We start from the raw sequence: 22,327 nt of genomic DNA on the forward strand, positions 1-22,327 counted from the left end.
ATAATGCCCCCCCCCCTCTTTGGGGCGGCTGCTACGCCCCCCCCGCGGGTTGTGTTCCCGTGGCCCCCGTCCGCGCTGGGGGCCCCCACGGACAGCTTCCCGGCGGACTGGAGTGTCGGCAAACGACCGTCGACGGGCGGCCCCCGCAGCACTGCGGAAAGCCAACCGCCATGCGTCGCCGCCGCTATCCCTCGGACACCACCAACGCCGAATGGGCCCTGCTCGAACCCCTCCTGCCCACCCCGGCCTGCGACACCAGCCGCGGCGGTCGGCCGGAGAAACACCCCCGCCGCGAGATCGTCGACGCGATTCGCTACGTCGTGGACACGGGCTGCAAATGGCGGGCCTTACCTGCGGGTTTCCCGCCCTGGCGCACGGTCTGGGGGTTCATGGCCCGCTGGGCGGCCTGCGGGGTCATCGGCCAGATCCGTGACCATCTCTCGGGGCGGATTCGCCGCGACCTGGGCAAGGGACCCCGAGCGGTGGCCACCGTGATCGACTCTCAGAGTGTGAAGGCCGCCGAGACCGTCTCCAAAGCCACCCGCGGCTACGACGCGGGCAAGAAGATCAACGGCCGCAAGCGCCACCTGGTCGTCGACACCCGAGGACTTCCCCTGCTGGTCATGGTCACCCCCGCCGACCTTCACGACGCCGCCGCGGCGACGTCCGGCGGGAGCTCGGGTATGCGGCACATGCTGGCAGCCGGCCTTGCCACCGGCGGGGCTGCGTAGCGGCGACTGCTGCACAGCGCCTCCCACGCGAGAACGTGGTGACTTGCCTGGTTGTGCGACTTGAGGCGCCGTAGTTGCTCGGACGTACGTGCCGCGAAGGTCGAGGCGGGGCTCATGAGGATGCGTAGTCAGATACTGCGTGCGGAGGTGACCGTCGCCTTCGGTGTCTGATACATCTGTCGTCGTTGTCATGCATGCGCCGACCGGCGGAAGCGGAAACCGCCGGGGGCGGGCAGAGGGTGGGATCGAACAGTGACGTATCGGCGTGTGCTTGGACCGGCGTTTTTCGGGGCGCTATTGCTGGCTGGACTGCTCTGGTGGGCGGGTTCCAGCGCTCACGCACTGAGTTTGCCCGGCGCCACGCGGTTCTTCGGCCCGGACCAGGCAAACCGCCTGGTGGCGTGGACGATGCCGTGGTCGACCAGCCTCCCGTCCTCAACCCGGTTCACCGATCCCGCCGGCGCGGTCGGTCACGGCGCGGACTACGCGGCTTTGAGAGAGACTGCCATGAGGGTGCGTTACGCCGCGCTCGTCCTGTTCTTTTCCTGCGGCGCGCTGCCGCTGTTGCGCAGGCTCTCGGGCCGCGGTGTCAGGCGCGCTGCGGTCTGCATGGCGGCCGTGTGGGGCTGGGGCATCGCCGCGGCCATGCTCGCTGTCACTGTCTCCGCGCCTTGGATGATTGCTTCCGGCGGCTCGGCGACATTCCGCCTGCTGCCCGGCCTCGCGAGCGCCATGTCTCAGGGCCGCGAACTCCCGGTGGGCGCGGCCCTGGTGGCCGCAGCGGCGGCCACCGGTCTCATGACCCTGCTACGGCGGGAGGCGAGGCCGGAAACCCGCCCGGCCCTGCCGACCCCGGCCACCGCACGGCTCGCCGCGACCCTGGGCACCGCCGCCGTCGCCTTCGCCCTCGTCGTGCTCTCCAACGACCGGGTCGCCGGGCGGATCCAGACCGGGTCCGGGGCCGGAGGGCGGCTGTCCGAGCCCGGTGATCTGCTGCGGCAGTGGGTCCAGCTCAGCGCCTGGGCCATGCCCACCAGCTCCGACATGGGGCGCTGGCTGCTGTACCGCCTCGGCGACGTGGCGCTGCTCGCCCTGGTCTGGTCGGGACTGCGGCTGCTGCCCGGCCTGCTCGACCGCGTGACCTACCCCGCCTACGCGCTCGGCGCCGTCGCCGCCACCACCCTCGGCGTCGAGGTGAGTGAAATCTGGAACTCGCTGCTCTCCTACCAGGGCAGCACCGGCGGGCCACTGCTCTACTACGTCTCCATAGGCTCAGGTGTGTCCGCGGCGCTCGTCTTCGGCATCCTCGCCGGCTGTGTAAGCGCGCTGACCGTGCGGCTGCGCGCCCGCTCACAACCGTCTGCCCCAGCCGCGGCGCAGGCCCAACCGGCCTGATCGGACCCGGCTGAACGTGAAGCTATCTAGCGATAGGCTCGTATACGGCGCCTGGGCGAGCAGTACACGGCGTCCACCCGCTTGCGCTTGCCGCCCGTGACCTCACCGGTGAACCACCAGCGTGACTACAGCGCCGTACGTTCTTCCTGGCCACAGCTCCAGGTTCCTCCTGAACGACCCGCGCGGGCCAGGAACACGGGAGCAATGCTCATGACCTGTGGATCGGCCTCGGGTTGGACGCGAAGGGCGTACCTTCCCGAGTGATCGACTTCTGGTCATCGAGTAGGCCGACGTTGCACCGTCGGTAGGGAAGGTACGCCCGTGCTGAGCGTAGTGAATGCCGATGGAACGACCGAGACCAGCTCCCTGATCGACGTCATCGTTCGCGAGGGCGCGAGGCGGATGCTGGCCGCTGCTTTGGAAGCTGAAGTCAACGCCTATATGCAGAGTTGGCTGATCAGCGTGACGAGCACGGGCGCCGCCTGGTGGTCCGTAACGGCTATCACCAGGCGAGGAAGGTCACGACCGCGGCCGGGGAGGTCGAGGTGAAGGCCCCGCGGGTGAACGACAAGCGCGTCGACGCGGCCACCGGCGAGCGTAAGCAGTTCTCCTCGGCGATCCTGCCGCCGTGGTGCCGCAAGTCCCCGAAGATCAGCGATGTGCTGCCCCTGCTCTACCTCCACGGCCTGTCCTCTGGCGACTTCGTGCCCGCGCTGGAGCAGTTCCTCGGCAGCTCCGCCGGGCTCTCGCCGGCGACCGTGACGCGGCTGACAGCCCAGTGGCAGGCCGGTCACCAGGCATTCGGCGAGCGCGATCTGTCGGGCAGTGACTACGTCTACATCTGGGCCGACGGCATCCACCTGCGCATCCGCCTGCGGGAGGCGAAGTCGTGCGTCCTGGTGCTGATGTGGGTGCGCACAGACGGCACCAAAGAGCTGATTGCCATGGCCGACGGCTACCGCGAATCTGCCGACTCCTGGGCCGACTCGTTGCGGGACTGCGCACGTCGGGGCATGCGTGTCCCCGTCTTCGCGGTCGGCGACGGTGCCCTGGGTTTCTGGAAGGCCCTGGCCGAAGTGTTCCCCGAGGTGCGCCATCAGAGGTGCTGGGTCACAAGAACGCCAACGTCGCGAACGCCCTGCCGAAGTCCGCGCAGCCCGGCGCGAAGAAGACCCTGCAGGAGATATACAACGCCGAGGACCGCGACCACGCGCTCAAGGCCGTCACGGCGTTTGAGAAGGCGTACGGCGCGAAGTTCCCCAAGGCCGTCAAGAAGATTACCGACGATGTGGACGAGTTGCTGGCGTTCTACGACTTCCCCGCCGAGCACTGGATTCATCTGCGGACCACGAATCCGATCGAGTCGACCTTCGCCACCGTCCGGCTGCGTACTAAGGTCACCCGGGGCGCCGGCAGCGCGGTCGCCGCCCTCGCGATGGTGTTCAAGCTCGTCGAGTCCGCCCAGGCCCGCTGGCGGGCCGTGAACCCACTCCACCTCGTCGCCCTCGTCAGAGCCGGAGCCCGCTTCGAACGCGGTCAGCTCATCGAGCGACCCGAGCTCAGCGCCGCCTGAGCACCAGGGCTTTCATCAAGGCATCGGGATAGTAACGCTCCGGCAGTCATGGCTGTAGCGGCGGTGGCGGCGATGAGGGCGGCGCCCGTGACCGTGGTGGCCAGCGCGGCCGCGACGATGGCCGGCCAGCACCTGGCGCGCGGCTTCATGGCGAGCCCGCACGCGATCGTCGTTGTCACCGGTCGTCCCCAGCGGGTCAGGCGTCCAGGGGGCGCCAGGCCGGACAGTCGCCGTCCCGCCGGACCTGCCCGAACACAACGTCGGCGAAGTGGATGCCGAAGCCGATTGTGTCGGGCTCTTCCAGCTCGGCGACAAGACGGCGACGGTGGTCGGCGGACCGAACGGGGTCGTGGTCGACGGCCGCAGACCATTCAGGGTGGCCGACCTGGATCGGTGAGTGCAGAGCGTCGCCGAAGGCGATCAACCGCCGCCTGCCCGACGTGATGACGTACTCGGCATGCCCGGCCGTGTGACCGGCGGTGATCCGGACTCGCACACCAGGGAAGATCTCCTGACCGTCCGTCACCGTGCGTACATACGGTGCCAGGCCGGTGACCTCCTCGGCCATGCCGTGCGCCGCCAGGAGGTCTCGCTGGGCCCATTCCGGCTCGGACACCAGGTAGTCGGCATGGGCGAACGCGGGCAGGTCACCGCCCGGGGCGGAGTGCCAGGCCCAACCGAGGTGATCGGGGTGCAGGTGCGTGAACGCCAGCACCTCGATCTCTTCCGGCCTGCGGCCGAGTTCGGCCAGATTCCCCAAGAGCGCACCCCCATGGATGACGCCACGAGGGGTGCCCGGGTCGGGCGGCAGCGACTGCGGCCCGAACCCCGCGCCGATCAGCAGCGCGCGATCGCCGTTCTCCACCAGCAGGGCGCCGATGCTCGCCACGAGGTGGCCGGAGGCGTCCAGGTAGTCCGGGTGTCCGGCCCACACCTCGTCGGTGGTGTCCGGGAGCCAACCGCGCGGCGGAAGCCGCACGTCCCCGGGTGGTGGCCTTGGCGCTGACAGCGACCGCATGCGGCTCGAACGACTCATCCGACACGGCCGGTTCCGAACAGACGGCGAGCCCGACGGCGGTATCCGAGCAGCCTGCCGCGCATACCGCGTTCACCGCCTACGCCTCGCAGAAACCGTTCGGCGACACCGTCAGCGCGCTGAAGAAGGCCGTCGCCGACAACGGGATGATGATCCTCGGCGACCTCAACGCCTGGATCTGCGCCCACCGACTGCCGCGTCCTGGCCGCGCATCTGCCCGGCTGGGAACCCGCCGGCGTCCTGGACACCCTGCGACTGGCCAAGGCGACCTTTCCCAACCTCGGCAAGTACAGCCTGGACAAGCTCATCGAGCACGTACAGCCCGACCTGCGCGAAGCCCCGGCGCCCGGCACCGGGCCACCTTCGACGCCTTCGCCACGGCGCAGCTCCCGATCACCATGGCCTCCCGCTACGACACCTGGGACCAGCTGGTCGCCGCGGCTGTGCCGCCCGGCCTGCCCGGCGCCCCCGAACCAGAAAAGGACCCCACCCTGTGGTGACTTCCTCCCAGCCCCTGCGGATCGCGGTGCTCGGCACCCACTCCACGGGCAAGACGAGGCTTCTGAAGCGCATAGAGATGGAGTTGCGCGGCCACGGCCTCACCGTCGCGCGCACCGACCGCCTCGGCAAGCGCGCCGCCGCGGCCGGCCTGCCCAAGATGCAGCACCACACCGTCCAGTCCACCGAGTGGATCATCGCGCAGGGCATCCTCGACGAGACCAACGCCGTCGCCTACTTCGAGGCCGCGATGGCATTCCGGGCCGAGACCCCGCCCGGCTCGAACGCGAACGGCTGCTGACCCTCGCCTCCACGCAGCTCCCCAAGTACGACCTGCTCTTCGCCACCGTGCTCGACGAGACCGTGCCCGTCGACACCAGCCACGACTGCGACGCTAGATTCCGGCGCCTCGTCGACGACCGCGTGCACATTCCCCTCGCCTCATGGAGCGGTGCCCCGCTGCGGCTTCCGCTCCCGCACAACGGGTGGGTGCGGCGCAATCGTGGGCAATGCGGCCGCCGGCGGTGGGCTGCGGCGTCCTGATCGTCATGGCCACCAGCGCGTGTTGCCACAGCTTCACAGCCCCGGCCTGACTCCGAGCACTGCGGCACCGAGGAGTCACCGTCCCGCATCGCAGCAAGTCGTCGTTTGCCACGGTCTGTTGCCGGGCGGCCCAGTGTCGCTCAGAGCGCTGCATCTGTCCTACTCAACGCCCGAAGTGGGCATTTTTGTAGGACATGTGTTTCTATTACACCGCTCAAAGACCATTTGCAGCTCGATCCGCCGGGGGGAACGACATCGGCGGGTCGCGTGCTGCGACCATGGAAAGCACACACATGAGAACCACCTGGCATGCCGCAGGCATAGCCATGCTGACCGCCACAGCCGTGCTCCTGGCCACGCCGAACGTCGCCGTCGCAGCCGGCGGAACCAGCCCTGCGGACGCGGAGGCGGAGCGTGCCGTCTCTGGACTGCTGAAGGCGGTCGACCAGCTCAGAACCCACCCGATCAAGGAGGCCGAGAGCGTCGAAGCGGCACAGACCGCCGCACGGATGCAGGACCACCGGGTCGAGGTCCTGCAGATGCGCACGGAGACTGACACCGTATTCGCCAACTCCGACGGCACCCTTACCCGAGAGACGTCCGTAGCGCCCGTCCGGATGCTCAAGGACGGACGCTGGACGGACGTCGACGTGGACCTTCGACGCGAGGCCGACGGTGACATCGTCGCCAAGGCCCATCCACGGGGGCTTTCCCTCGCCGGAAAGGGCGGCGCCCTGGCGCCCTCGCTGCGCAGCGCCGCGGCGGCACCGCGGACGCAGGCCCGCGACCTGGTCACCCTGGGCAGCGGCGACCACAGGATCGCCGTCCAGTGGAAGGGCGGCCTGCCCGCCCCACGGCTGTCCGGCAACACCGCCACCTACGAGAACGCCGTTCCCGGCGGTGACCTGGTCGTCGAGGCCACCCGTACCGGTTTCGAGCAATTCCTCCAACTGCGGCGGGCCCCGCGCGGCGGCGCGCCCCTGGTGCTGCCGATCGTGCTGCCCGAGGGTATGACCGCCAAGTCCGGCACCGACGGCGGCGTCGACTTCGTGGACGACTCCGGCGAGACCGTCGCGACGATGCCGGCCCCCACGATGTGGGACAGTCAGGTCGATCCGCGCTCCGGGGAGCACGTCAACCGCAAGCGGGTCGCCATGGACGTCACCCAGTCCGGCACCACCATGCAGCTCACCCTGCACCCGGACGCCGACTGGCTCACCGCCCCCGGCACGCAGTACCCCGTCACGATCGACCCGGCGACGGATGCCCTCGACGTCCTCTTCGACACCTTCGTGCAGGGCGGCGACACCACCGACCAATCCGCGAGCACCGACCTGAAGGTGGGCTGGCCCGGCGACCTCGAGGGCACCACCAAGCGCGTCGCGCGGTCCTTCCTGACCTTCCGCACTGCGAACTTCGCCGACGCACTGGTGTCCAAGGCGTCACTGAAGCTGTGGAACTACCACTCCTGGTCCTGCGCGAAGCGCGGCTGGGAGGTGTGGGCGGCGGGGGCCGCCGACACCAACACCCGGTGGACCAAGCAACCGGCGATGACGGAGAAGATCGCAACCTCCACCGAGACCAAGTCCGCGACCTGCAACAACGCGGGCTGGGTCACGGCCGACATCACCAAGCTCGCGCAGACTTGGTCCTCCGCCCAGGCGGAGACCGGATCCCTGGCGCTGAAGGCCGCCGACGAATCCGACACGTACGGCTGGAAGCGGTTCTACTCCGCCAACGCCGTCAACGAGGACCAGATCCCCACCCTGGAAGTGACCTACAACTACCGCCCCTACAACGGGGTCAACCTCCAGGCCGGCGCACCCTTCATCTCCTCCGGCGGCATCTTCCGGGTGAACACCGCCACGCCGGTCCTCCGGTTCTCCACCGTGGACACCAACGGCGAGGACGAGGTCACCGGCACCTACGAGATCACCGACACCGCGACCGGCAAGGTGGTCACCACCGTCAACGCCGTCCCGGTGCCGGCCAACAGCACCTCGCAGGTGAAGGTCCCCGCGGGCAAGCTCTTGTCGGGCCACACGTACAGCTTCCGGACCACCGCCTACGACGGCACGCACTACGCCAACGGCTGGTCCGACCCGGTCCGCTTCACTGTCGACACCGCGTGGAAGCCGACAGCGGCGGAGAACGCCCTCGGCCTGGCGAACACGTACTCCGACGCCGCCGACGTCACCGCCGCGACCTCGTCGGACTCCACCTACGCGTCCATCGCGGTCACCGAGGACAACGTGGTCTCCGTCCCCTGGGACGGCAGGAACAACGCCATCGACATCCGCAACGACCTCATGCCCAACAAGCTGACCATCCCCGCGGCCGGCACCAAGGGCACCCAGGTCGGCGGCAACGTCGTCTACACGTCGACCGGCCCGGTCGAGACCGTCGTACAGCCCACCGTCGACGGCGGATCGCGCACGCTGAACATCCTGAAGAACGGCAGCGCGCCGCACGACTACGAGACCGGTTTCACCATGCCCGCGGGGATGAAGGCCGTCACGCACGACGACGGCTCGGTCTCGCTCTACGCAGCGGGTGACGAGAACGCCGGGAAAGCCCCCGCATCGAACACCGCCGGCTTCTTCGACGCCCCCTGGGCCAAGGACGCCGTCGGCAATGACGTGCCGACCAGCTACAAAGTCGTGGGCAACAAGCTCGTCCAGCACGTCGACTTCGACACGAACAGCTCGTTCCCCATCGTGATCGACCCCTCCTGGTGGTCCACCACGAAGAAGATCGCCAAGTGCGCGCTGGCGGTGTCCGGCTTTATCTTCACCTTCACGCCCGCGGGCAGCTCCAAGCGCGTCCTGACCGCCGTGAAGCTGGTGAAGAAGATCGGGGTCAAGAAAACCGCGAAACTCATCCAGACCTATGCCAAGCGCCGCAAGCTGACCTCGGCGCACCGCAAGGCGGTCGCGGCGCTGCTGGGCATCCCGGCCCTGAAGAAGGCCTGCAAGTTCTGATCATGGAGGACCAGTGATTGCGATAGCGGCGGTCCTCGCGGACATCGTCCTGATCCTGACGCACCGCGTACGCGCCTCGCCGGAGTCGGCGAAGTACACGCCGTGGCCCTACATGGCCGTGGGCCTCGCGGGATGCGCGGCAGGCTGGCTCGCCATCGGCCGGCCGGATACGGCCTGGGACGACCTGTTCCTGACGCTGATCTGCGGCGTGGTCGTCACCTCCGAGGCCGCACATGCGACCCGGACCCTGTCCGGGCGGACGTGGACGGGCTGGGCGACAGCCTTTGTGAGTGGAGCGGCAGCGGCCACCTGGCTCCTGCCGGACCCTCTGCCGTTCACCTGACATCCCACCTCGGCCACTGGGCCAGGCAGGCCCCGCACCGGCGGCCGACCCCGGTGAACCGGGGCCGGCCGTCGGTCTGCGTGGGGGCCAGGCCACAGCGGATTCCCCCGTCTCCAACGGCCAGCGGGGCCGGACGCGCGCCAGGAATGCCGGAGCGGGCCGTACGCAGCGGGCGTCGGACGCGTTCGCCTGCCCCCCTCCTGGGGCTGGCCGCTCTGCGCCACCCGATGCCCGAACCGGGCACCGTCACCCCCGAGGACTGCTACGACGACGCCTGTGAACAGGTGGCGGAGCAGCGCAGGCAGGACGCCTCGCGTCTGGAAGCCGCCAGCGATGGCCTCAAGCCGGACCCGCTGCTGCTGACGCTCGAGGGCCTGACGGCGCCAGCCCCACCAGCACACGCCGGGCGTATCGGAGCTTCTCCACCTGGCCGCCGCACAGCCCGCCTGCTGGATGCCGCACCGCGGGGCCGACGGCCCTGGCGCGAACTCTGCTCTACTGCTCGTGCGGACGGCGGCAGTGCCATGTCCATCAACCCGCGCCGGATCTCCAGGTGCGGCAGTGCGGCATCATCCTGCCGACCCCTTTTTGCGGTCTCGAAGTTCGAGTTGCCCTGGCGTTCGGCATGCAGACCATGACGTGCTCGCCGCCGACCAGGCAGCACAGCCGTGCGGTTGTGCTGCCTGGTCGGCGGCGTGGGCAGAGTGTCAGCAGGCTGCTGCCAACCGTTCGAGCCGGGCGGCCAGCGATGGGTCTGGCTGGGGAACGAGGCCGTAGTCGTCGTCGCAGACGGAGTTCAGGTGCCCAACGGCATCTCGTAGCGGTTCCGGGCGGGGATGCTGCGGGCAGCTACTGCAGGTTTGGAAGTCCACGTGCAGCTCCAACAACTGCATGGCCTGGGGGCGATAGTGCCCGGGTTCCCGGTCGAGGAGCGTGGCCTGCTCGGCCCACAGCTCTGCGTCCCGGGCTTCGCCCCGGCGTAGATGGAGCAAGTGCAGGCAGTAGGCGGAGGTGGCGTTGCCTGCGCCGGCGGCGAACTGCCACCAGAATTGAGCGCCGTCTTCCTGGTGGGCCAGGTCGAGCAGGCAGGCGAGGATGAGGGCGCCGTCGGGTTCGATGCGGCGGTCATTGACGAGGCGGGCGACGTAGGAGGGCGCCTCGGGGTCGTGGATACTGACTTCGGCCCGTCAGGGTGGCGCTGGTTCGTCGAGTGGCAGGCCGGTGCCCGCTATGAAGCCATCGGGAGTGCCGGGCCGGCACTGAAGACGCTTGAGTCGGTTGCGGACGAGGGCTTCGAGTCGATCCAGGGCGAGTACGGCGAGGTTGGCCAGGCTGCGCTTGACGTGCGCCCATACCTCCTCGACGGGGTTAAGGTCGGGCGAGTAGGCGGGCAGCAGGAATACCGTCAGCCATTCACGCTCGGCGATCAGCTCACGCACGGCGTGGGAGACGTGAGTGTTCAGCCGGTCCCACACCAGCACGATCGGCGCTTTGACGAGTGGGTGGACGCCGTCGATCAGCGCGATGAAGTCGCGCTCGCCCATGCTGCGGCGCTTGCCCTTCCCTGCGGGGTGGACGCGCAGGCGGTGGCACAGCCGGGTACGGGAGCCTGGCCGTATCGCGATCAGCCCGGCCACTGACAGGAGCCCCGAGCGGCGGCCACTGACGGTCACGACCGGTGTGTGGCCGCGCCGGCCCCAGGTTCGTCCTGTGGGCGGCCGTCGGGTGAACCCGGCTTCGTCCTCGAAGCAGATGGAGCCTCCGCAGGCCGCCCGGGCCCTTTTACCTCAGCCCACGTCGCCTCCTTTCACGCGGCTACGGCCTGCTCATGGCGTTCGGCGACCCGCCGCGCGGGGACCTGCGGGCTGAAGCCGAGCCGGTGCATCAGCCTCGTCGCCCCAAAGACGCTGTGGGAGACGTGGAGCTTCCTGCCGATCAGCGTGGCGACCCTCGCCGCGGTCCACACCTGGTCCTCCACCCAGCCATGCGGGGCCGGCCCCTGCTCGAGATGCCCGGCGAGCTTCTCCAAGCAACGTGGAGACAGACGGCATCGCGACCCGCTCGGGCCACGGGAGGCCAGAGCCTCACGACCGCCGTCCCACCACAGCTGGTGCCACCGGTAGGCCGATTCCAGGCTCACCCGCAAGCGCTTTGCGACCTCCGGCGGCTTGATCTCCTGCCCGACAGCTCGGCTGCCTGCCCCCGTACCGTTTCACGGCGCTGCCGCCCCGCAGCGGTCAGCCCCCATCCGCATACGTCACACAACACGGAAAACAGCCACCCTCCAGGCCCTTCAGGGTCTTAACGACCGCCCCCGCCACAACGGGGACTGCGTGGCGGGGCGGAAGGCTGGACTGACAACCATGCCCGGCCGCGCCCGCGGGCTTCACGGCTACAGTCCAATCACCAACATCGCGGGAGAAGCGGGGACGTGGAGAGCTTCTTTGCCAGGGTCGAGCGAGTGTGGCCACGGGGACGCCGTGATCTTCACTGGCATGTGCTGCCCGCTCCCGCCACGGAGGCGACAGCGCTCGGCAAGCCGTACGTCGGCCTGACCTAGACTCGCGGCCTGCACCGGGTCGTGCCCGAGTGGATGCACTGCACGCTGGTGCACGCGATCGGCGCCGATGCCCACTCGGACCCGGTCAGCGGCGGCATCGGCCGCCTGGTCGAGGACGTCGCACGACGCGTCGAGGACGTCGAGCCGTTCACCTTGACTCTCGGTCAGCCGGACATCGGGCAGGTCGAGGCGGCCGGCTGGCCCGGCCGGCTGGCCCGGCCGGCCGGCCACACCAGGCGCTCGTCGAGCACGTCGTGGCAGCCCATCAGCAGTTGTGGGGCGACGCGTACCGGCTGTCGCCCAGCCGGTACCCCCACATCTCCCTCGCCTACGCCGGGCAGGGCGCGGAGGACGTCGACCGGCTGGGGTTGAAGGCGCGGCTCTCCGACATCGAGGGCCGCAAACGGTCGACGTGCGCGTGGACCGTCTCCACCTGGTCGCTCAACAGCACGACGGTGCCCGCATCACCTGGCAGTCTCTCGCCCAAGTGTCCCTCAAGGGCGTCGATGGCGAGGCGTTTCTCGACAGCCTGGAGGTGTAGGGCTGTCCGCTGCCGGCTCGGCGCAGCAGATGGGCAACCGTGGGGAACCTCCCGCCCGATCAGCCTGACGCGGGCACCGCGCCCTGGCCGAACGCCGGAACGTCAGCAGGTGTGACGTCCTGGCGCAGCCGGGCGAACCGGACGGGGTGGCGCCAGGCACCGCGGTCCTGTGCGGTGTCGACGGCGATCTCGGCCACCAGGCGCGGCTCGACCAGGACGACATCCAGCGGCGTGCGGGAACCCCAGGATGTGGTGAAGCGGACGCCTTGCCAGGGGTGGCCGGCCCCGGCCGGGGTCAGGTCTGCGGCGAGCCGGCGGGCGGCGTCCGGGTACAGGGGTGTGCTGCGGGCGACGGGGCGCAGGACGCCGTCGGTGTCGCAGCGGCCCAGGATCAGGGTCTGCGGGTGGGCGAGGGTGCCGGGGACGGCGCCGATGATGGCTTCGGTGGTGTCACGGCGGCGGACCTTGAACATTGCGCGGGCACCGGGCAGGTAGCGCCGGGCGCGGCCGCGGATCACCAGGCCCTCGATACCCGGTACGCGTGTCCAGGACGTCAGCCACTCCTGCGCCCGGGCGACGTCGTCAGTCTCCGGGCACAGCGTCCACGGGGCGGCCAACCGGTGCTGGGTGAACAGGTCCTCCAGCACCTGGCGCCGGGCGGAGTGCGGCTCGCGCAGCAGCTCCCGGCCGTCGAGCTGGAGGACGTCGAAGGCGATGAAGTGCGCGGGCAGCTCCTCGGCCAGCCGGCTGGCGGTGCGCCCGCTGGAGGCCGCCCGCCGCTGGAGCGCCGCGAACGACATGTGCTCCCCGGCCCATACGACCAGGTCGCCGTCGAGGACCAGGCCGTCGGGGAACTGGCTGGCGGCGCGGACCAGGTCGGGGAAGCGGGCCTGGATGAGATTGCCGCGGCGGGACTGGATCAGCAGCGGGCCCGGGGACTGCTCGGGGGTGAAGACGAGTGCCCGGTAGCCGTCGAACTTGGGCTGGAAGACGAGACCGCCGGGCAGCGCGCCGGGCGGCGGCAGGCGGTCACGGGCCTGCGCGAGCATCGGCTCGACCGGCGGCCGCAACGCCACTGCGTGCCCGGGTTCTCAGACGGAGCTGGTGGCGGTCTTCAGCTTCCAGCCGTTGCCGGTGCAGCCGTCGTGCAGGGGCGGGAACCGGTGGCCGGCCACGTCCGTGCTCGTTTCGTGGTGCTGCCCGCAGTCGCATTCGTAGATCCCCGAGACGGGGACGATCTCACCCGGGCGGTGCAGCTCGCTGATATCGCTCATACCCCCGGTCTACGCCGCCGCCCGGCGCGCCGCGAGCCGAGCACCGTCCCTCTTCCGGCAGCGCCGGGCGCGGCTCAGCGACTGGAGTTGGTGATGCCCGCCGCCAGCTGGCCCGCCACGTCCAGGACCCCCTGGCCGAACGCGGTCGGCGCGACCAGGATGCCGAACACCAACACGATGAGCACGGTCAGCTTCTCGTCGTTACGGCTGCGCGCATGTGTCCGTCGGCGCAGCCTCAACACGATGATGACCGCGAGCAGCACCGCCACATTGATCGTCAGCACGGGCACCCTTCACCTGCACGAGAATCACTCCGCATACAGGTGTAGCCAGCACACGCCGGTGAAGGGGGTCGTGTCCTGCCCAGATGGCGGCAACACACGCCAAGAAGGCTGGATTCATCGAGGCTGATCAGCCGGAGGACTCGCGGCCTCGGGACGCCATCAGTGCCGCATGGGCATTCGCGGGGGCGGCGAGCGCGGGAAGTCCTTGCGTGACACAGCGTCGGCAGCCCTCAAGGCAGCCAAGAGCGCGCACACGGCGGCTGCGCGCGAGGCAGCGTGGGCAGCAATGTCTGCGGCAGGCGCCGCCTACCGGCATCCGCTGGCCAAGGCCCCCAAGCACATTCTCGGAGCCAGCGCTTACGCAGGCAGAGCGGCCGAGATCGTCGCCGACGACGATCGAAGTGTCGGTGCTGAACACCTCAAGCGGATGATGCACCGTGCGACACCGGTCGTCGTCGACGTGCTCAAACGCTTACCGACAGCGCCAGACGACGGTGGACGGGTCGGCGAGCTGATCGGCATGCTGGACGCTGACCTCCGCCCCCTCACGGGATGACTCTCCGACCGCCGCGTCGAGGAACAGGGGAGGCACCCGGCTTCCCGCGAATGAGATCAGTTGGTCGGTCATGCCCTTGACCTGCCGTCCTCCGAGATCCCTGACGCATCAGGTGGTCAGGATGTGGGGCCCCTGTCTCCCTCGCGCTGGACGTTCCATGTCACCCTGCGTCCGCGGGGGCCGCGGAGCAGGCCCACGGACTCGCTGAAGAGGGCGGCCAGCGCGTTGATCGCCCAGTGGCACAGCGGATAGACGGGCCCGAGCATGTACGCCCTGGACAGGGTGTGATCGCGGGTGTAGACGATCGAGGCGGCCACGGTCAGCTGCACGGTGGAGATGATCGCGATGGCGACTCCCCAGCTCAGCATCCACGACACCTCGCCGGTGCTGTGGAACACGGCCAGCCGGACGAGTTCCCACAGTGTGCTGCCCATGAGCACCAGTACCCACACGAACGACAGCAGTGCCTCCCAGGCGATGGGCCACAGGTCCACGCTGCGGGGGCTGAACACCTTCCGGCCGTGGGTGCGCACCACTTCGCCCTGGCCACGTGCCCAGCGCGTCCGCTGCTTCCACAGGGACCGCAGGGTGAGCGGGACCTCCATGCCGACCAGGGCGTTGGGTTCGAAGGATGTGCGGTATCCGGCTTCCAGCAACCGCCAGGTCAGCTCGATGTCCTCGGTCGCCATTCGGGGGTCGTATCCGCCGACCGCCAGGACCGCGTCGCGGCGGAAGATCCCGAGTACACCGGCGACCGTGCCGACCCGGCCCGCCAGGGCGTGGGTGCGGCGGATCAGGCCGATCAGCGAGGCCGTCTCCAGCACCTGCATCGCTGAGAGGACGTTGCGCCGGTTGGTGACGAACGGTGCGCCGGCCACGGCGGCGTACCTGCGCGACCGTGTGATGCGTGCGACCAGGTACTTGATGGCGTCCGGATGCAGGTGGGTGTCCGCGTCGGTCACCACGACCAGTTCATGGCGGGCCTTGCGCATGCCGTTGTTGAGCCGGTCGGCTTTGCCGAGATTGACCCCGTCGTCCAGCACTCTCACGCGAGGGTCCCCGGCAGCGGCGTCCACGGCCGCCCGTACGGTGCCGTCAGTGGAACCGTCGTTGAGGATGAGCACCTCCAGCTCCGGGTAGTCCACCCGGCGCAGGGCCTGCACGCAGCGGGTGATCACCGCCTCCTCGTTGTATGCGGGCACCAGGACGGTCACCCCGGGCCAGCCGTCCGTCGGGACGCGGATAACGCTGCGTTCCTCCAGCAACCGGAAGAGAAGACCTCCCGCGATCCATACGGCGCTGGTGGCAACCGGGTAGAACACCACGAAGTAGAAGAGCAGGTCACCAGGTTCCACGGTGCTCCTCCCGCCGTCTCAGCCACACCCCGCACAGCAGGAACACGGTCGCGACGACGAAGGACACCACCGCCACCAGCATGATGTGGTGCAGGAAGCGTCCGTGCCCGAGTTCCACCACTGCCAGCCACGTCGCCGCGGTCCACAACAGCGGGGTGATCACGACCCGGACCACCATCCGCGTGCGGGAGATACTGGACACCGGTACGAACCGGACGTCGTACCGTTCCTCTTGCGGGTCTCCGTGCGGATCCACACCCACCTCCCGTTGAGAACTGGCGGCGTCGACTGCCGCGCGGCCACTAAACCTCGTCCCCCGACGGCCTCAGACACTGTAAGCACCTTGAGGCATAAAATGTCGGATATGTGCGGCGGTGAGCGTGGTGTGGGCAGGTGGCCGGGCAGCCACAGCCCCTCAGCCGAGAGCGACCGAAGCGACCGACTGTCGGTGCCAGCCAGAAAGCTGCTGAAGTTCTCCGCGCCGCGCGACCCGGCGAAGCTGGCCGCGTTCATCAACCTGCGCGTCCTCAACCCCGAGCACCAGCACTGGCGGCGCGGTATCGAGGCCGCCGGCATCTACCACCGGGACCACGGTGACCTGCGCGTGCCGTTCACGTACCGCGTACCCGGCCGCGAGGACCAGGCCGGTGGAGGCCGAGGGGTGGCCGGCCGCGCTCGCCGGGTTCCCGCTGGGGCAGTGGATCGCCGACAACCGGCGCTTCTACGCCCGCGGCGACATGGACACCGGCCGTATCGAGCAGCTGGAGAAGCTGGGCATGGTCTGGTCGCACTTCGACGTCGCCTGGGAAGGCGGTCTCGCGGCCGCGCGAGGGTGGGCCAAGGAGAACGGGCACCTCCTGGCCCCACTGGACGCCACCTACCAGGGCTACGAAGTAGGCATCTGGCTGAAGAACCAGCGCGCTGAGCTGCACTGCGTTTCGTGGAGTCCCTGATGCCAGGGTCACGATCCTGGCGAAGGAGATCCACGAGCACCATGCCTGCACCACGTAAGTACCCGGACGAACTCCGGGAGCGCGCGATCCGCGAGGTCCGCAGCACCGGCCGCCCGATCGCGCACGTCGCGAAGGACCTGGGCATCCACAAGGAGGCCCTGCGTGGCTGGGTCCGCCAGGACGAAGCCGACCGTGGCGAGCGAGACGACCGGCTCACCACCGACGAACGTGACGAACTGACACAACTCCGCAAGGAAAACGCGGAGTTGAAGCGGGCGAACGAGATCCTCAAGGCCGCGTCCGTGTTTTTTGCCCAGGAGATCGACCGTCCCCGGACGTGGCCGAGCAGGTGATAGACCACCTGCGCCAGAAGGGTCTCGGGGTCGATCCCGTCTGCCGGGTGCTGGAGCTGTCGCCGTCGACGTACTTCGCCCGCAAGAAGCGGCCGAAGTCGGCCCGCCGGCTCCGCGACGAGACGCTCATGCCGGTGATCGAGGAGATCCACGCGGAGGCGGGCGGCACCTAAAGCCTGGGCCGACACCGGATACCGTACGAAGGCGATCGACCACGGTGCCCGCCTCGGGATCGACGTCGAAGTCGTCCAGCGCGACCCCGGAACCAAAGGCTTCAAGGTGATCCCCCGGCGATGGGTGGTCGAGCGGACCTTCGGCTGGCTCATGCACCACCGCCGACTGGCCCGCGACTACGAAACCCACACCCACCGGTCCGAAGCGATGATTCACATCGCGATGATCGACCTCATAAGCCGACGACTCACCCGCGAATCCACCCCGAACTGACGCAACACCTGAACCTCGAACCAAACAACCTGCCGGAAAAAAACGCTCTTTTAGTAGGCGTGTCATGCGGACATTCGGTGAGCTCGAAACAGGCCGTCTGCAGACCTGCCCTGCCCAGGCGAGTGAAGGCGATGATGCGGAATCAGAATCAATAGAAGGACTCCGTTGGGATCGGTTGGAGCCGAACTGCCAAGTCGGCCTAGGCGGCGCACGGATCATCTAGAACGTGCGGCGGCCCCTCCGAACGTCTGGGTGCAGGATGTGGAAGATCAATCGGAACCCGGCCGCGCCACGGAGGAAGGCGATCACTAGGTCCCTGAGTGGCGATGGCTCAGACGGCGGCGAAGAGCAAGTGGGCCTCTCATCAGCGTGAATCATCACATGGCCAAGTTGGGACGGGACCGCGCCCGGTTGATCAGTTGACTTGAAATGTGGAGGGATCGTGAACGATTGGCAGGTACCGTTCATGCAAATGATCAGTTCCCGTTGCGACGGGAGCACACCAGGGGGTGGAGAGTGGCTGGGCGTAACTCAGGACTCATATCCAGAGCGCTCATGGCTGTCACATTGGCAGCTTCCCTGTCGGTGGTCGCCAACAGCACGAATGTGGCTACGGCCGGTGCAGAAGTCTGCGACCTCGGCGAAGGAGCACTGACGATCAGTGACCTGCCCGCCGGATCGTCGGTGATCTCATGCGACGCGGTGGGGCGCGTGGTCACGCATGACGGCACTGGCGTGGCAGTGCCAGAACCCGGTACAGCCGTAAGCGTCGAGGCAATGACCGCGGACGGTGAGGCACACGGATTCACGTTGCAGGTCGCCCCCGACGGCAAGGTTTCCTACAACCTGGCCGAGGGGAGTGCGGACTCCTCCACTGCCGGTTCAGACATCCCGGACTCCCTGGCCCATCCTGCGACGACGCCACAGGACCTCTCTCAGGAGCCGGACAGCACCGATGCGGACGCGTCTGACGCGGATGCCGAAGGCGTCGAGGTAGCGGACGTCGAAGCACTGAGCCCCCCTGGCGCGTGCAGCGACGGTGCCTACAAAACCAACGACGTCAAAGAGTACGGCACCTACAACTGGTACATCGGCGACGGCGGCATGCCCGGCGCACTGTCCCGCAACGATGCCAAGTGGGCATTCGCCAACGCCATCAACAACATCACGGACAGCTACAACAACTGCGGCTACGGCGACTCGGTCGGCGCGAAAGCGAACTTCCTGGCCGAGACCACCTACGAGGCCGACATCAACAGCAGCTCCCAATGCACCGACCGGGACGAGCTAGCACCTGGGACGCAGGGGACCTCAAGGGCACCCATGTCGCTGTGACCTGCACATGGTCCTGGGTGTACCCCGGCATCAAGAACGACCTTCGTGAGGCCGATGTCCGTTTCAACACCCGCGATCACGACTTCACGAACAAGCCGACCAGCAAATGCTCGAACCTTTACGACATCCGCTCCGTCGGTACTCATGAGGCCGGACACGTCTTCGGACTCGGGCACGTTGGTTCGGGACACGACAACCTCACCATGTACACCCACTCGTTCAAGTGCACGACGAAGGCCAGGACGCTCGGCAAGGGTGACGTCCTCGCCCTTCGCAGCGTCTACTGAGGAGGCCGATCATGAGCTGGGCCAAGCGATCCGTGAGGGCACTGCTGATGGCAGTCGTGGCGGTGTGGGCTGTCGCCTGCACGTCGGAGGACAACAGCGCGGATGACACAGCGTCGTGCGTGTATCAGGTGACCTACGAGGGACGTACCTACCGGGACGTCGCCAACGTGGAGTTCACGGTCGGAGTCAAACTGGGTGCAGCGACCAAACCGCCCTGCGACGACACCGGCCAGGACGGGGGCGAGGAGCCGGCCACCACGGAGACCGCGTACGCCGTGGACGGCATCTCTCCGAAGAACGCCATCGCCGTCGGCAATACACCCGACAACGTACAGTTCGTCGCCGTCTACTCCGGCAACGAACTGCCGTCCGAAGTGAAGAAGCTGATCGCCAGCCCATGAGGACCGAAGCGGGGCGACACTGATCCGATGGACCCCGACGTCCCGCACATCCAGTCCCGCCCCACCAGGACTGCTCCCTCGCGGCAACTGCCCACTCATGAGGTCATCCGAGAAATGCTTCGTCCCCGGCACCCGGATCGTCGGGGACGAAGCGCATGGACAAGCGCCTCGCACTACGCGGAGATGTCGATCTCTCGTCCGCATCGGTGAACTCCGCGCCCAGGCCATGGGCGCGGAAATCCGCGCGGAAGTACACATGCACGAGGCCCTCGGCCGCGACCTGGCTGCTGGGTGGCGCATTGCGCGCAGGCGGTGAACGGGCGATATGCAGTGGGGCACAGCGCCGCCGCCCTACTGTGACATGGCGGTAATAGACCTGGGAGCAGTGACCTCAACTGGTGGGTGTGCAGAACGGGACGATGTTGTCGAGGAATGAGTCATGCATCTCTGACGTATTCTTCTCATGAGTCAGAACGGCGCTTGCAAGAGCGAGGTTGGTGACTGTCTGACGGAGCTCTTCGATCTCGACTCTTTGATTCGAAATGGTCCTCTTGAGTCTGGTGACGGTTTCGCGCAGTCGTCTCTCGGTTTCCGGCATCTGCTGGGTTTCGTTGCGGATGCGTTCGTAGAAGTCGTTCTTAAGGTCGGCGTGGGGCATGGGTGGGGTGATCTCAGCAGATGATCCGAAGTGGATCGAGCCGTTTGCGGGTCTGACCGAGGTGCAGTTCGCGAGGCTGGTGGCACTGGTACGGCGCCGAGGTGGCGACGTTCAGCGTGGCCGGCCGTGGCGGCTGTCGCTCGAGGACCGGGTGTTGCTGGTGGCGACGTACTGGCGCACGAACCTCACATTGCGGCAGGTGGCGCCGCTGTTCGGAGTCTCGAAGTCCGCGGCCGACCGCATTCTGGACCACCTCGCACCGCTGCTGGCCATCTCGCCCGCGCGCCGGCCGCGCAAGGACACCGTCCACATCGTCGACGGCACCCTGGTGCCCACCCGCGACCGCAGTGTCGCCGTATCCAGCAAGAACTACCGGTACTCGACCAACCTGCAGGTCGTCATCGACGCCAACAGCCGCCTGGTCGTGGCCATCGGACTCCCGCTGCCCGGCAGCCGCAACGACTGCCGGGCCTTCACCGAGTCCGGCATCGACCGGGCCTGCCGCGGCGCCCCGACCCTCGCCGACGGCGGCTACCAAGGCACCGGCCTCCTCACCCCGCACCGCAGACGACGAGGCCAGAGCCACCTCAGCCCATCACAGGAGGCAGACAATGCCGTCCATCGCCGGGCACGAGCGCGCCTGGAACACGCCCTGTCGCGGTTGAAGAACTGGAAGATCCTGCGGGACTGCCGACTCAAGGGCGACGGAGTTCACCAGGCCATGCTCGGCATCGCCCGGCTGCACAACCTGGCCCTCACTGGATAACTCCCACCTCAGAGGGCGTTAAGTCCCGTTCCCGATGATGTGGTGTCGCCCGTTCGTGGGTGATGGGGCGGTTCCTCCCCCGCGTCATGTCGTGTGCATGATGGGGTCGCGGGCATGGAACGGATGCCGTACGCAACCGACTTGTCCAGCGAGCAGTGGGCGTTGATCGAGCCGCTGGTCACCGCGTGGAAGCAGGAGCGGGTGGCGCGGTCGGCGACCGGGGACCCGGGCTCCTGCGACCTGCGCGAGGTAGTGAACGCGCTGCTCTACCAGAACCGAACGGGCTGTCAGTGGCGGCTCCTGCCACACGACCTCCCGGCCTGGTCGGCGGTGTTCTACTACTTCACTCTGTGGCGCCAGGACGGTCTTGACCAGCGGATTCAGGAGATCCTGCGCTGCCAGGTGCGGGAGCGGTCCAGACGATTAGAGGACCCGTCTCTGGTGATCATCGACACCCAGTCCGTCCGCGTGGCGGCCGGGGTGCCGAAGGAGACGACGGGACTGGACGCGAACAAGAAGACCCCTGGCAGGAAGCGGGGACTCGCCGTCGACGTGCTGGGCCTGATCATCGGTGTGGTGATCCTCGCCGCGAGCGCCCACGACAACGAGGCCGGCATCGCCCTGCTGGACCAGGCGGCCGAACGATGCGGGATGCGCCTGGAAAAGGTCCTGGTCGACCAGGGTTTCAAAGACGCCGTCATCATCCACGGGGCGGTGAAGGACATCACCGTCGAGGTGGTCCGCCGCAACCCCGACGACGAGGGCAAGGGCTTCGTCCCGCAACCGAAGCGGTGGGTGGTCGAGCAGGTCAACGGCACCCTCATGCTGCATCGGCGCCTCGCCCGCGACTACGACCACCGGCCCGACAACGCGGCCTCCCGCGTCTACTGGGCCTCCACCGCCGGAATGCTCCGCCGCCTCACCACCTCTGCCCCCACCTGGCGGGACGACGTGGAGCTGGCAGCGTGAACGTCAGCGAACTCCTGCGGCTGCTGCAGACCGAGCACGATGAGACCGCCGCACGAGCCGACCACCTGCGCGAGCAGATCGAGAGGCTCACCACCGCCCTCGCCGAGACTGAAGCCCGCCTGGCCGAGCTCACCGCGACCCGCAAGGTCATCGACGGCCTCACCACGCCCGACCACGCAACGGCCCCCGCGGAGACCGCCACCGTCTACCAGCGCATCGTGACCACGTTCAATGAGCACCCAGAAAAGGTGTTCCGCGTCCGCGATCTGCACGAGCACCTCGGCCTGCCCACCGACGAGCCCTCGATCAACGTCACCCGCTCCCGCCTGGGACGACTCGTCCGCCAGGGACTCCTCGAACAACCCGAACGCGGCCGTTACCAGAAACGGACTTAGAGGTCCTAACAAAGGCGTTGGACGTGGCGGTGAGTGATCAGGCAGGCGGCAAGGCCGAGGAAGGCTTCGTGGATGTCGTCGCGTCGTTCCCAG

The 22,327-nt window shown here is 68.3% G+C and carries 26 protein-coding genes and 3 pseudogenes; 19 read left to right on the plus strand and 10 right to left on the minus strand.

The window, feature by feature from the left end; translation table 11 throughout:
• Positions 1–170 precede the first annotated feature (170 nt).
• The 3 genes and pseudogenes from ACFW48_RS36345 to ACFW48_RS36355 all read left to right on the plus strand — a co-directional run.
• Positions 171–662, plus strand: a pseudogene (locus ACFW48_RS36345) (IS5 family transposase); the annotation flags it as partial.
• Positions 663–1,238: 576 nt separating this feature from the next.
• Entirely contained in the window at positions 1,239–2,126 is an 888-nt protein-coding gene (locus tag ACFW48_RS36350; RefSeq protein WP_386322575.1) for a hypothetical protein, read from the plus strand.
• Between the two features lie 321 nt (positions 2,127–2,447).
• Positions 2,448–3,699: pseudogene (locus ACFW48_RS36355) on the plus strand (IS256 family transposase).
• A gap of 196 nt (positions 3,700–3,895) precedes the next feature.
• On the opposite strand, the gene ACFW48_RS36360 reads toward ACFW48_RS36355, so the two are convergent.
• Complete coding sequence (locus tag ACFW48_RS36360) at positions 3,896–4,717, minus strand: MBL fold metallo-hydrolase (RefSeq protein ID WP_386322577.1); 822 nt, start codon at positions 4,715–4,717, stop codon at positions 3,896–3,898.
• Here ACFW48_RS36360 and ACFW48_RS36365 point away from each other — a divergent pair.
• The 4 genes from ACFW48_RS36365 to ACFW48_RS36380 all read left to right on the plus strand — a co-directional run bounded on the left by ACFW48_RS36365 (position 4,696) and on the right by ACFW48_RS36380 (position 9,100).
• On the plus strand, positions 4,696–5,235 hold the full coding sequence (locus ACFW48_RS36365) for a hypothetical protein (RefSeq protein WP_386322579.1): 540 nt from the start codon (positions 4,696–4,698) through the stop codon (positions 5,233–5,235). The two genes, ACFW48_RS36360 and ACFW48_RS36365, sit on opposite strands and share 22 nt — an antisense overlap.
• The gene (locus ACFW48_RS36370) at positions 5,232–5,534 is read left to right on the plus strand and encodes a hypothetical protein (RefSeq protein WP_386322581.1); all 303 of its coding nucleotides are present in this window, start codon (positions 5,232–5,234) and stop codon (positions 5,532–5,534) included. Before ACFW48_RS36365 ends, ACFW48_RS36370 begins: the two co-directional genes overlap by 4 nt.
• Positions 5,535–6,069: 535 nt before the next feature.
• The gene (locus tag ACFW48_RS36375; protein ID WP_386322582.1) at positions 6,070–8,757 is read left to right on the plus strand and encodes a DNRLRE domain-containing protein; all 2,688 of its coding nucleotides are present in this window, start codon (positions 6,070–6,072) and stop codon (positions 8,755–8,757) included.
• A 13-nt stretch (positions 8,758–8,770) separates the two neighbouring features.
• Positions 8,771–9,100, plus strand: coding sequence for a hypothetical protein (locus ACFW48_RS36380; protein WP_386322584.1), 330 nt, complete (start codon positions 8,771–8,773; stop codon positions 9,098–9,100).
• Positions 9,101–10,287: 1,187 nt separating this feature from the next.
• On the opposite strand, the gene ACFW48_RS36385 is transcribed toward ACFW48_RS36380, so the two are convergent.
• The 3 genes from ACFW48_RS36385 to ACFW48_RS36395 all read right to left on the minus strand — a co-directional run bounded on the left by ACFW48_RS36385 (position 10,288) and on the right by ACFW48_RS36395 (position 11,977).
• Positions 10,288–10,854 (minus strand): transposase, encoded by a 567-nt coding sequence (locus ACFW48_RS36385; RefSeq protein WP_386322629.1) that lies wholly within the window; start codon positions 10,852–10,854, stop codon positions 10,288–10,290.
• A gap of 53 nt (positions 10,855–10,907) precedes the next feature.
• Positions 10,908–11,078 (minus strand): winged helix-turn-helix domain-containing protein, encoded by a 171-nt coding sequence (locus ACFW48_RS36390; RefSeq protein WP_386322631.1) that lies wholly within the window; start codon positions 11,076–11,078, stop codon positions 10,908–10,910.
• A 746-nt stretch (positions 11,079–11,824) separates the two neighbouring features.
• On the minus strand, positions 11,825–11,977 hold the full coding sequence (locus ACFW48_RS36395) for a hypothetical protein (RefSeq protein WP_386322586.1): 153 nt from the start codon (positions 11,975–11,977) through the stop codon (positions 11,825–11,827).
• Between the two features lie 101 nt (positions 11,978–12,078).
• On the opposite strand from ACFW48_RS36395, the gene ACFW48_RS36400 reads away from it, so the two are divergent.
• On the plus strand, positions 12,079–12,201 hold the full coding sequence (locus tag ACFW48_RS36400; protein ID WP_386322588.1) for a hypothetical protein: 123 nt from the start codon (positions 12,079–12,081) through the stop codon (positions 12,199–12,201).
• Between the two features lie 59 nt (positions 12,202–12,260).
• Here the strand turns inward: ACFW48_RS36400 and ACFW48_RS36405 are convergent, their stop codons facing one another.
• The 3 genes from ACFW48_RS36405 to ACFW48_RS36415 form a co-directional block, all read right to left on the minus strand.
• Positions 12,261–13,277 carry an ATP-dependent DNA ligase gene (locus ACFW48_RS36405; RefSeq protein ID WP_386322590.1) on the minus strand — a complete coding sequence of 339 codons (1,017 nt, stop codon included), beginning with the start codon at positions 13,275–13,277 and terminating at the stop codon, positions 12,261–12,263.
• A gap of 15 nt (positions 13,278–13,292) precedes the next feature.
• Positions 13,293–13,475: a hypothetical protein gene (locus tag ACFW48_RS36410; RefSeq protein WP_386322592.1), complete on the minus strand. Its 183-nt coding sequence runs from the start codon at positions 13,473–13,475 to the stop codon at positions 13,293–13,295.
• A gap of 74 nt (positions 13,476–13,549) precedes the next feature.
• Positions 13,550–13,759, minus strand: a complete 210-nt coding sequence (locus tag ACFW48_RS36415; protein WP_386322594.1) for a hypothetical protein — start codon at positions 13,757–13,759, stop codon at positions 13,550–13,552.
• Between the two features lie 169 nt (positions 13,760–13,928).
• On the opposite strand from ACFW48_RS36415, the gene ACFW48_RS36420 reads away from it, so the two are divergent.
• A complete protein-coding gene (locus tag ACFW48_RS36420; protein WP_386322596.1) occupies positions 13,929–14,315 on the plus strand; it encodes a hypothetical protein in 387 nt (128 codons plus the stop codon).
• Between the two features lie 116 nt (positions 14,316–14,431).
• Here the strand turns inward: ACFW48_RS36420 and ACFW48_RS36425 are convergent, their stop codons facing one another.
• Positions 14,432–15,670, minus strand: a complete 1,239-nt coding sequence (locus ACFW48_RS36425; protein ID WP_386322598.1) for a glycosyltransferase — start codon at positions 15,668–15,670, stop codon at positions 14,432–14,434.
• Positions 15,657–15,926 carry a hypothetical protein gene (locus ACFW48_RS36430; protein ID WP_386322600.1) on the minus strand — a complete coding sequence of 90 codons (270 nt, stop codon included), beginning with the start codon at positions 15,924–15,926 and terminating at the stop codon, positions 15,657–15,659. The genes ACFW48_RS36425 and ACFW48_RS36430 overlap by 14 nt, the downstream gene beginning before the upstream one ends.
• 391 nt (positions 15,927–16,317) lie before the next feature.
• Between ACFW48_RS36430 and ACFW48_RS36435 the strand changes: the two genes are divergently transcribed.
• The 7 genes and pseudogenes from ACFW48_RS36435 (at position 16,318) to ACFW48_RS36465 (ending at position 19,446) form a co-directional block, all read left to right on the plus strand.
• Complete coding sequence (locus ACFW48_RS36435; protein WP_386322602.1) at positions 16,318–16,623, plus strand: helicase associated domain-containing protein; 306 nt, start codon at positions 16,318–16,320, stop codon at positions 16,621–16,623.
• A 41-nt stretch (positions 16,624–16,664) separates the two neighbouring features.
• On the plus strand, positions 16,665–16,976 hold the full coding sequence (locus ACFW48_RS36440; RefSeq protein ID WP_386322604.1) for a transposase: 312 nt from the start codon (positions 16,665–16,667) through the stop codon (positions 16,974–16,976).
• Complete coding sequence (locus ACFW48_RS36445) at positions 16,961–17,149, plus strand: hypothetical protein (protein ID WP_386322606.1); 189 nt, start codon at positions 16,961–16,963, stop codon at positions 17,147–17,149. The genes ACFW48_RS36440 and ACFW48_RS36445 overlap by 16 nt, the downstream gene beginning before the upstream one ends.
• Positions 17,148–17,423 (plus strand): annotated as a pseudogene (locus tag ACFW48_RS36450) (transposase); the annotation flags it as partial. The gene ACFW48_RS36445 and the pseudogene ACFW48_RS36450, both read left to right, overlap by 2 nt.
• 555 nt (positions 17,424–17,978) lie before the next feature.
• Entirely contained in the window at positions 17,979–18,758 is a 780-nt protein-coding gene (locus ACFW48_RS36455) for a hypothetical protein (RefSeq protein WP_386322608.1), read from the plus strand.
• A complete protein-coding gene (locus tag ACFW48_RS36460) occupies positions 18,755–19,045 on the plus strand; it encodes a matrixin family metalloprotease (protein ID WP_386322610.1) in 291 nt (96 codons plus the stop codon). The genes ACFW48_RS36455 and ACFW48_RS36460 overlap by 4 nt, the downstream gene beginning before the upstream one ends.
• Before the next feature lie 11 nt (positions 19,046–19,056).
• A complete protein-coding gene (locus ACFW48_RS36465; RefSeq protein WP_386322612.1) occupies positions 19,057–19,446 on the plus strand; it encodes a DUF6281 family protein in 390 nt (129 codons plus the stop codon).
• 391 nt (positions 19,447–19,837) lie between these two features.
• Here the strand turns inward: ACFW48_RS36465 and ACFW48_RS36470 are convergent, their stop codons facing one another.
• Entirely contained in the window at positions 19,838–20,104 is a 267-nt protein-coding gene (locus ACFW48_RS36470) for a hypothetical protein (RefSeq protein WP_386322614.1), read from the minus strand.
• Between ACFW48_RS36470 and ACFW48_RS36475 the strand changes: the two genes are divergently transcribed.
• The 3 genes from ACFW48_RS36475 to ACFW48_RS36485 all read left to right on the plus strand — a co-directional run bounded on the left by ACFW48_RS36475 (position 20,103) and on the right by ACFW48_RS36485 (position 22,234).
• On the plus strand, positions 20,103–20,870 hold the full coding sequence (locus ACFW48_RS36475) for a transposase (RefSeq protein ID WP_386322616.1): 768 nt from the start codon (positions 20,103–20,105) through the stop codon (positions 20,868–20,870). The genes ACFW48_RS36470 and ACFW48_RS36475 overlap by 2 nt on opposite strands.
• A 114-nt stretch (positions 20,871–20,984) precedes the next feature.
• Positions 20,985–21,839, plus strand: coding sequence for an IS5 family transposase (locus ACFW48_RS36480; RefSeq protein ID WP_386322618.1), 855 nt, complete (start codon positions 20,985–20,987; stop codon positions 21,837–21,839).
• Positions 21,836–22,234 carry a type IV toxin-antitoxin system AbiEi family antitoxin domain-containing protein gene (locus ACFW48_RS36485; protein ID WP_269955683.1) on the plus strand — a complete coding sequence of 133 codons (399 nt, stop codon included), beginning with the start codon at positions 21,836–21,838 and terminating at the stop codon, positions 22,232–22,234. Before ACFW48_RS36480 ends, ACFW48_RS36485 begins: the two co-directional genes overlap by 4 nt.
• Positions 22,235–22,327: the final 93 nt, after the last annotated feature.

Source organism: Streptomyces sp. NPDC058812, from assembly GCF_042744565.1.
In the GTDB taxonomy this organism is placed as follows: domain Bacteria; phylum Actinomycetota; class Actinomycetes; order Streptomycetales; family Streptomycetaceae; genus Streptomyces; species Streptomyces thinghirensis.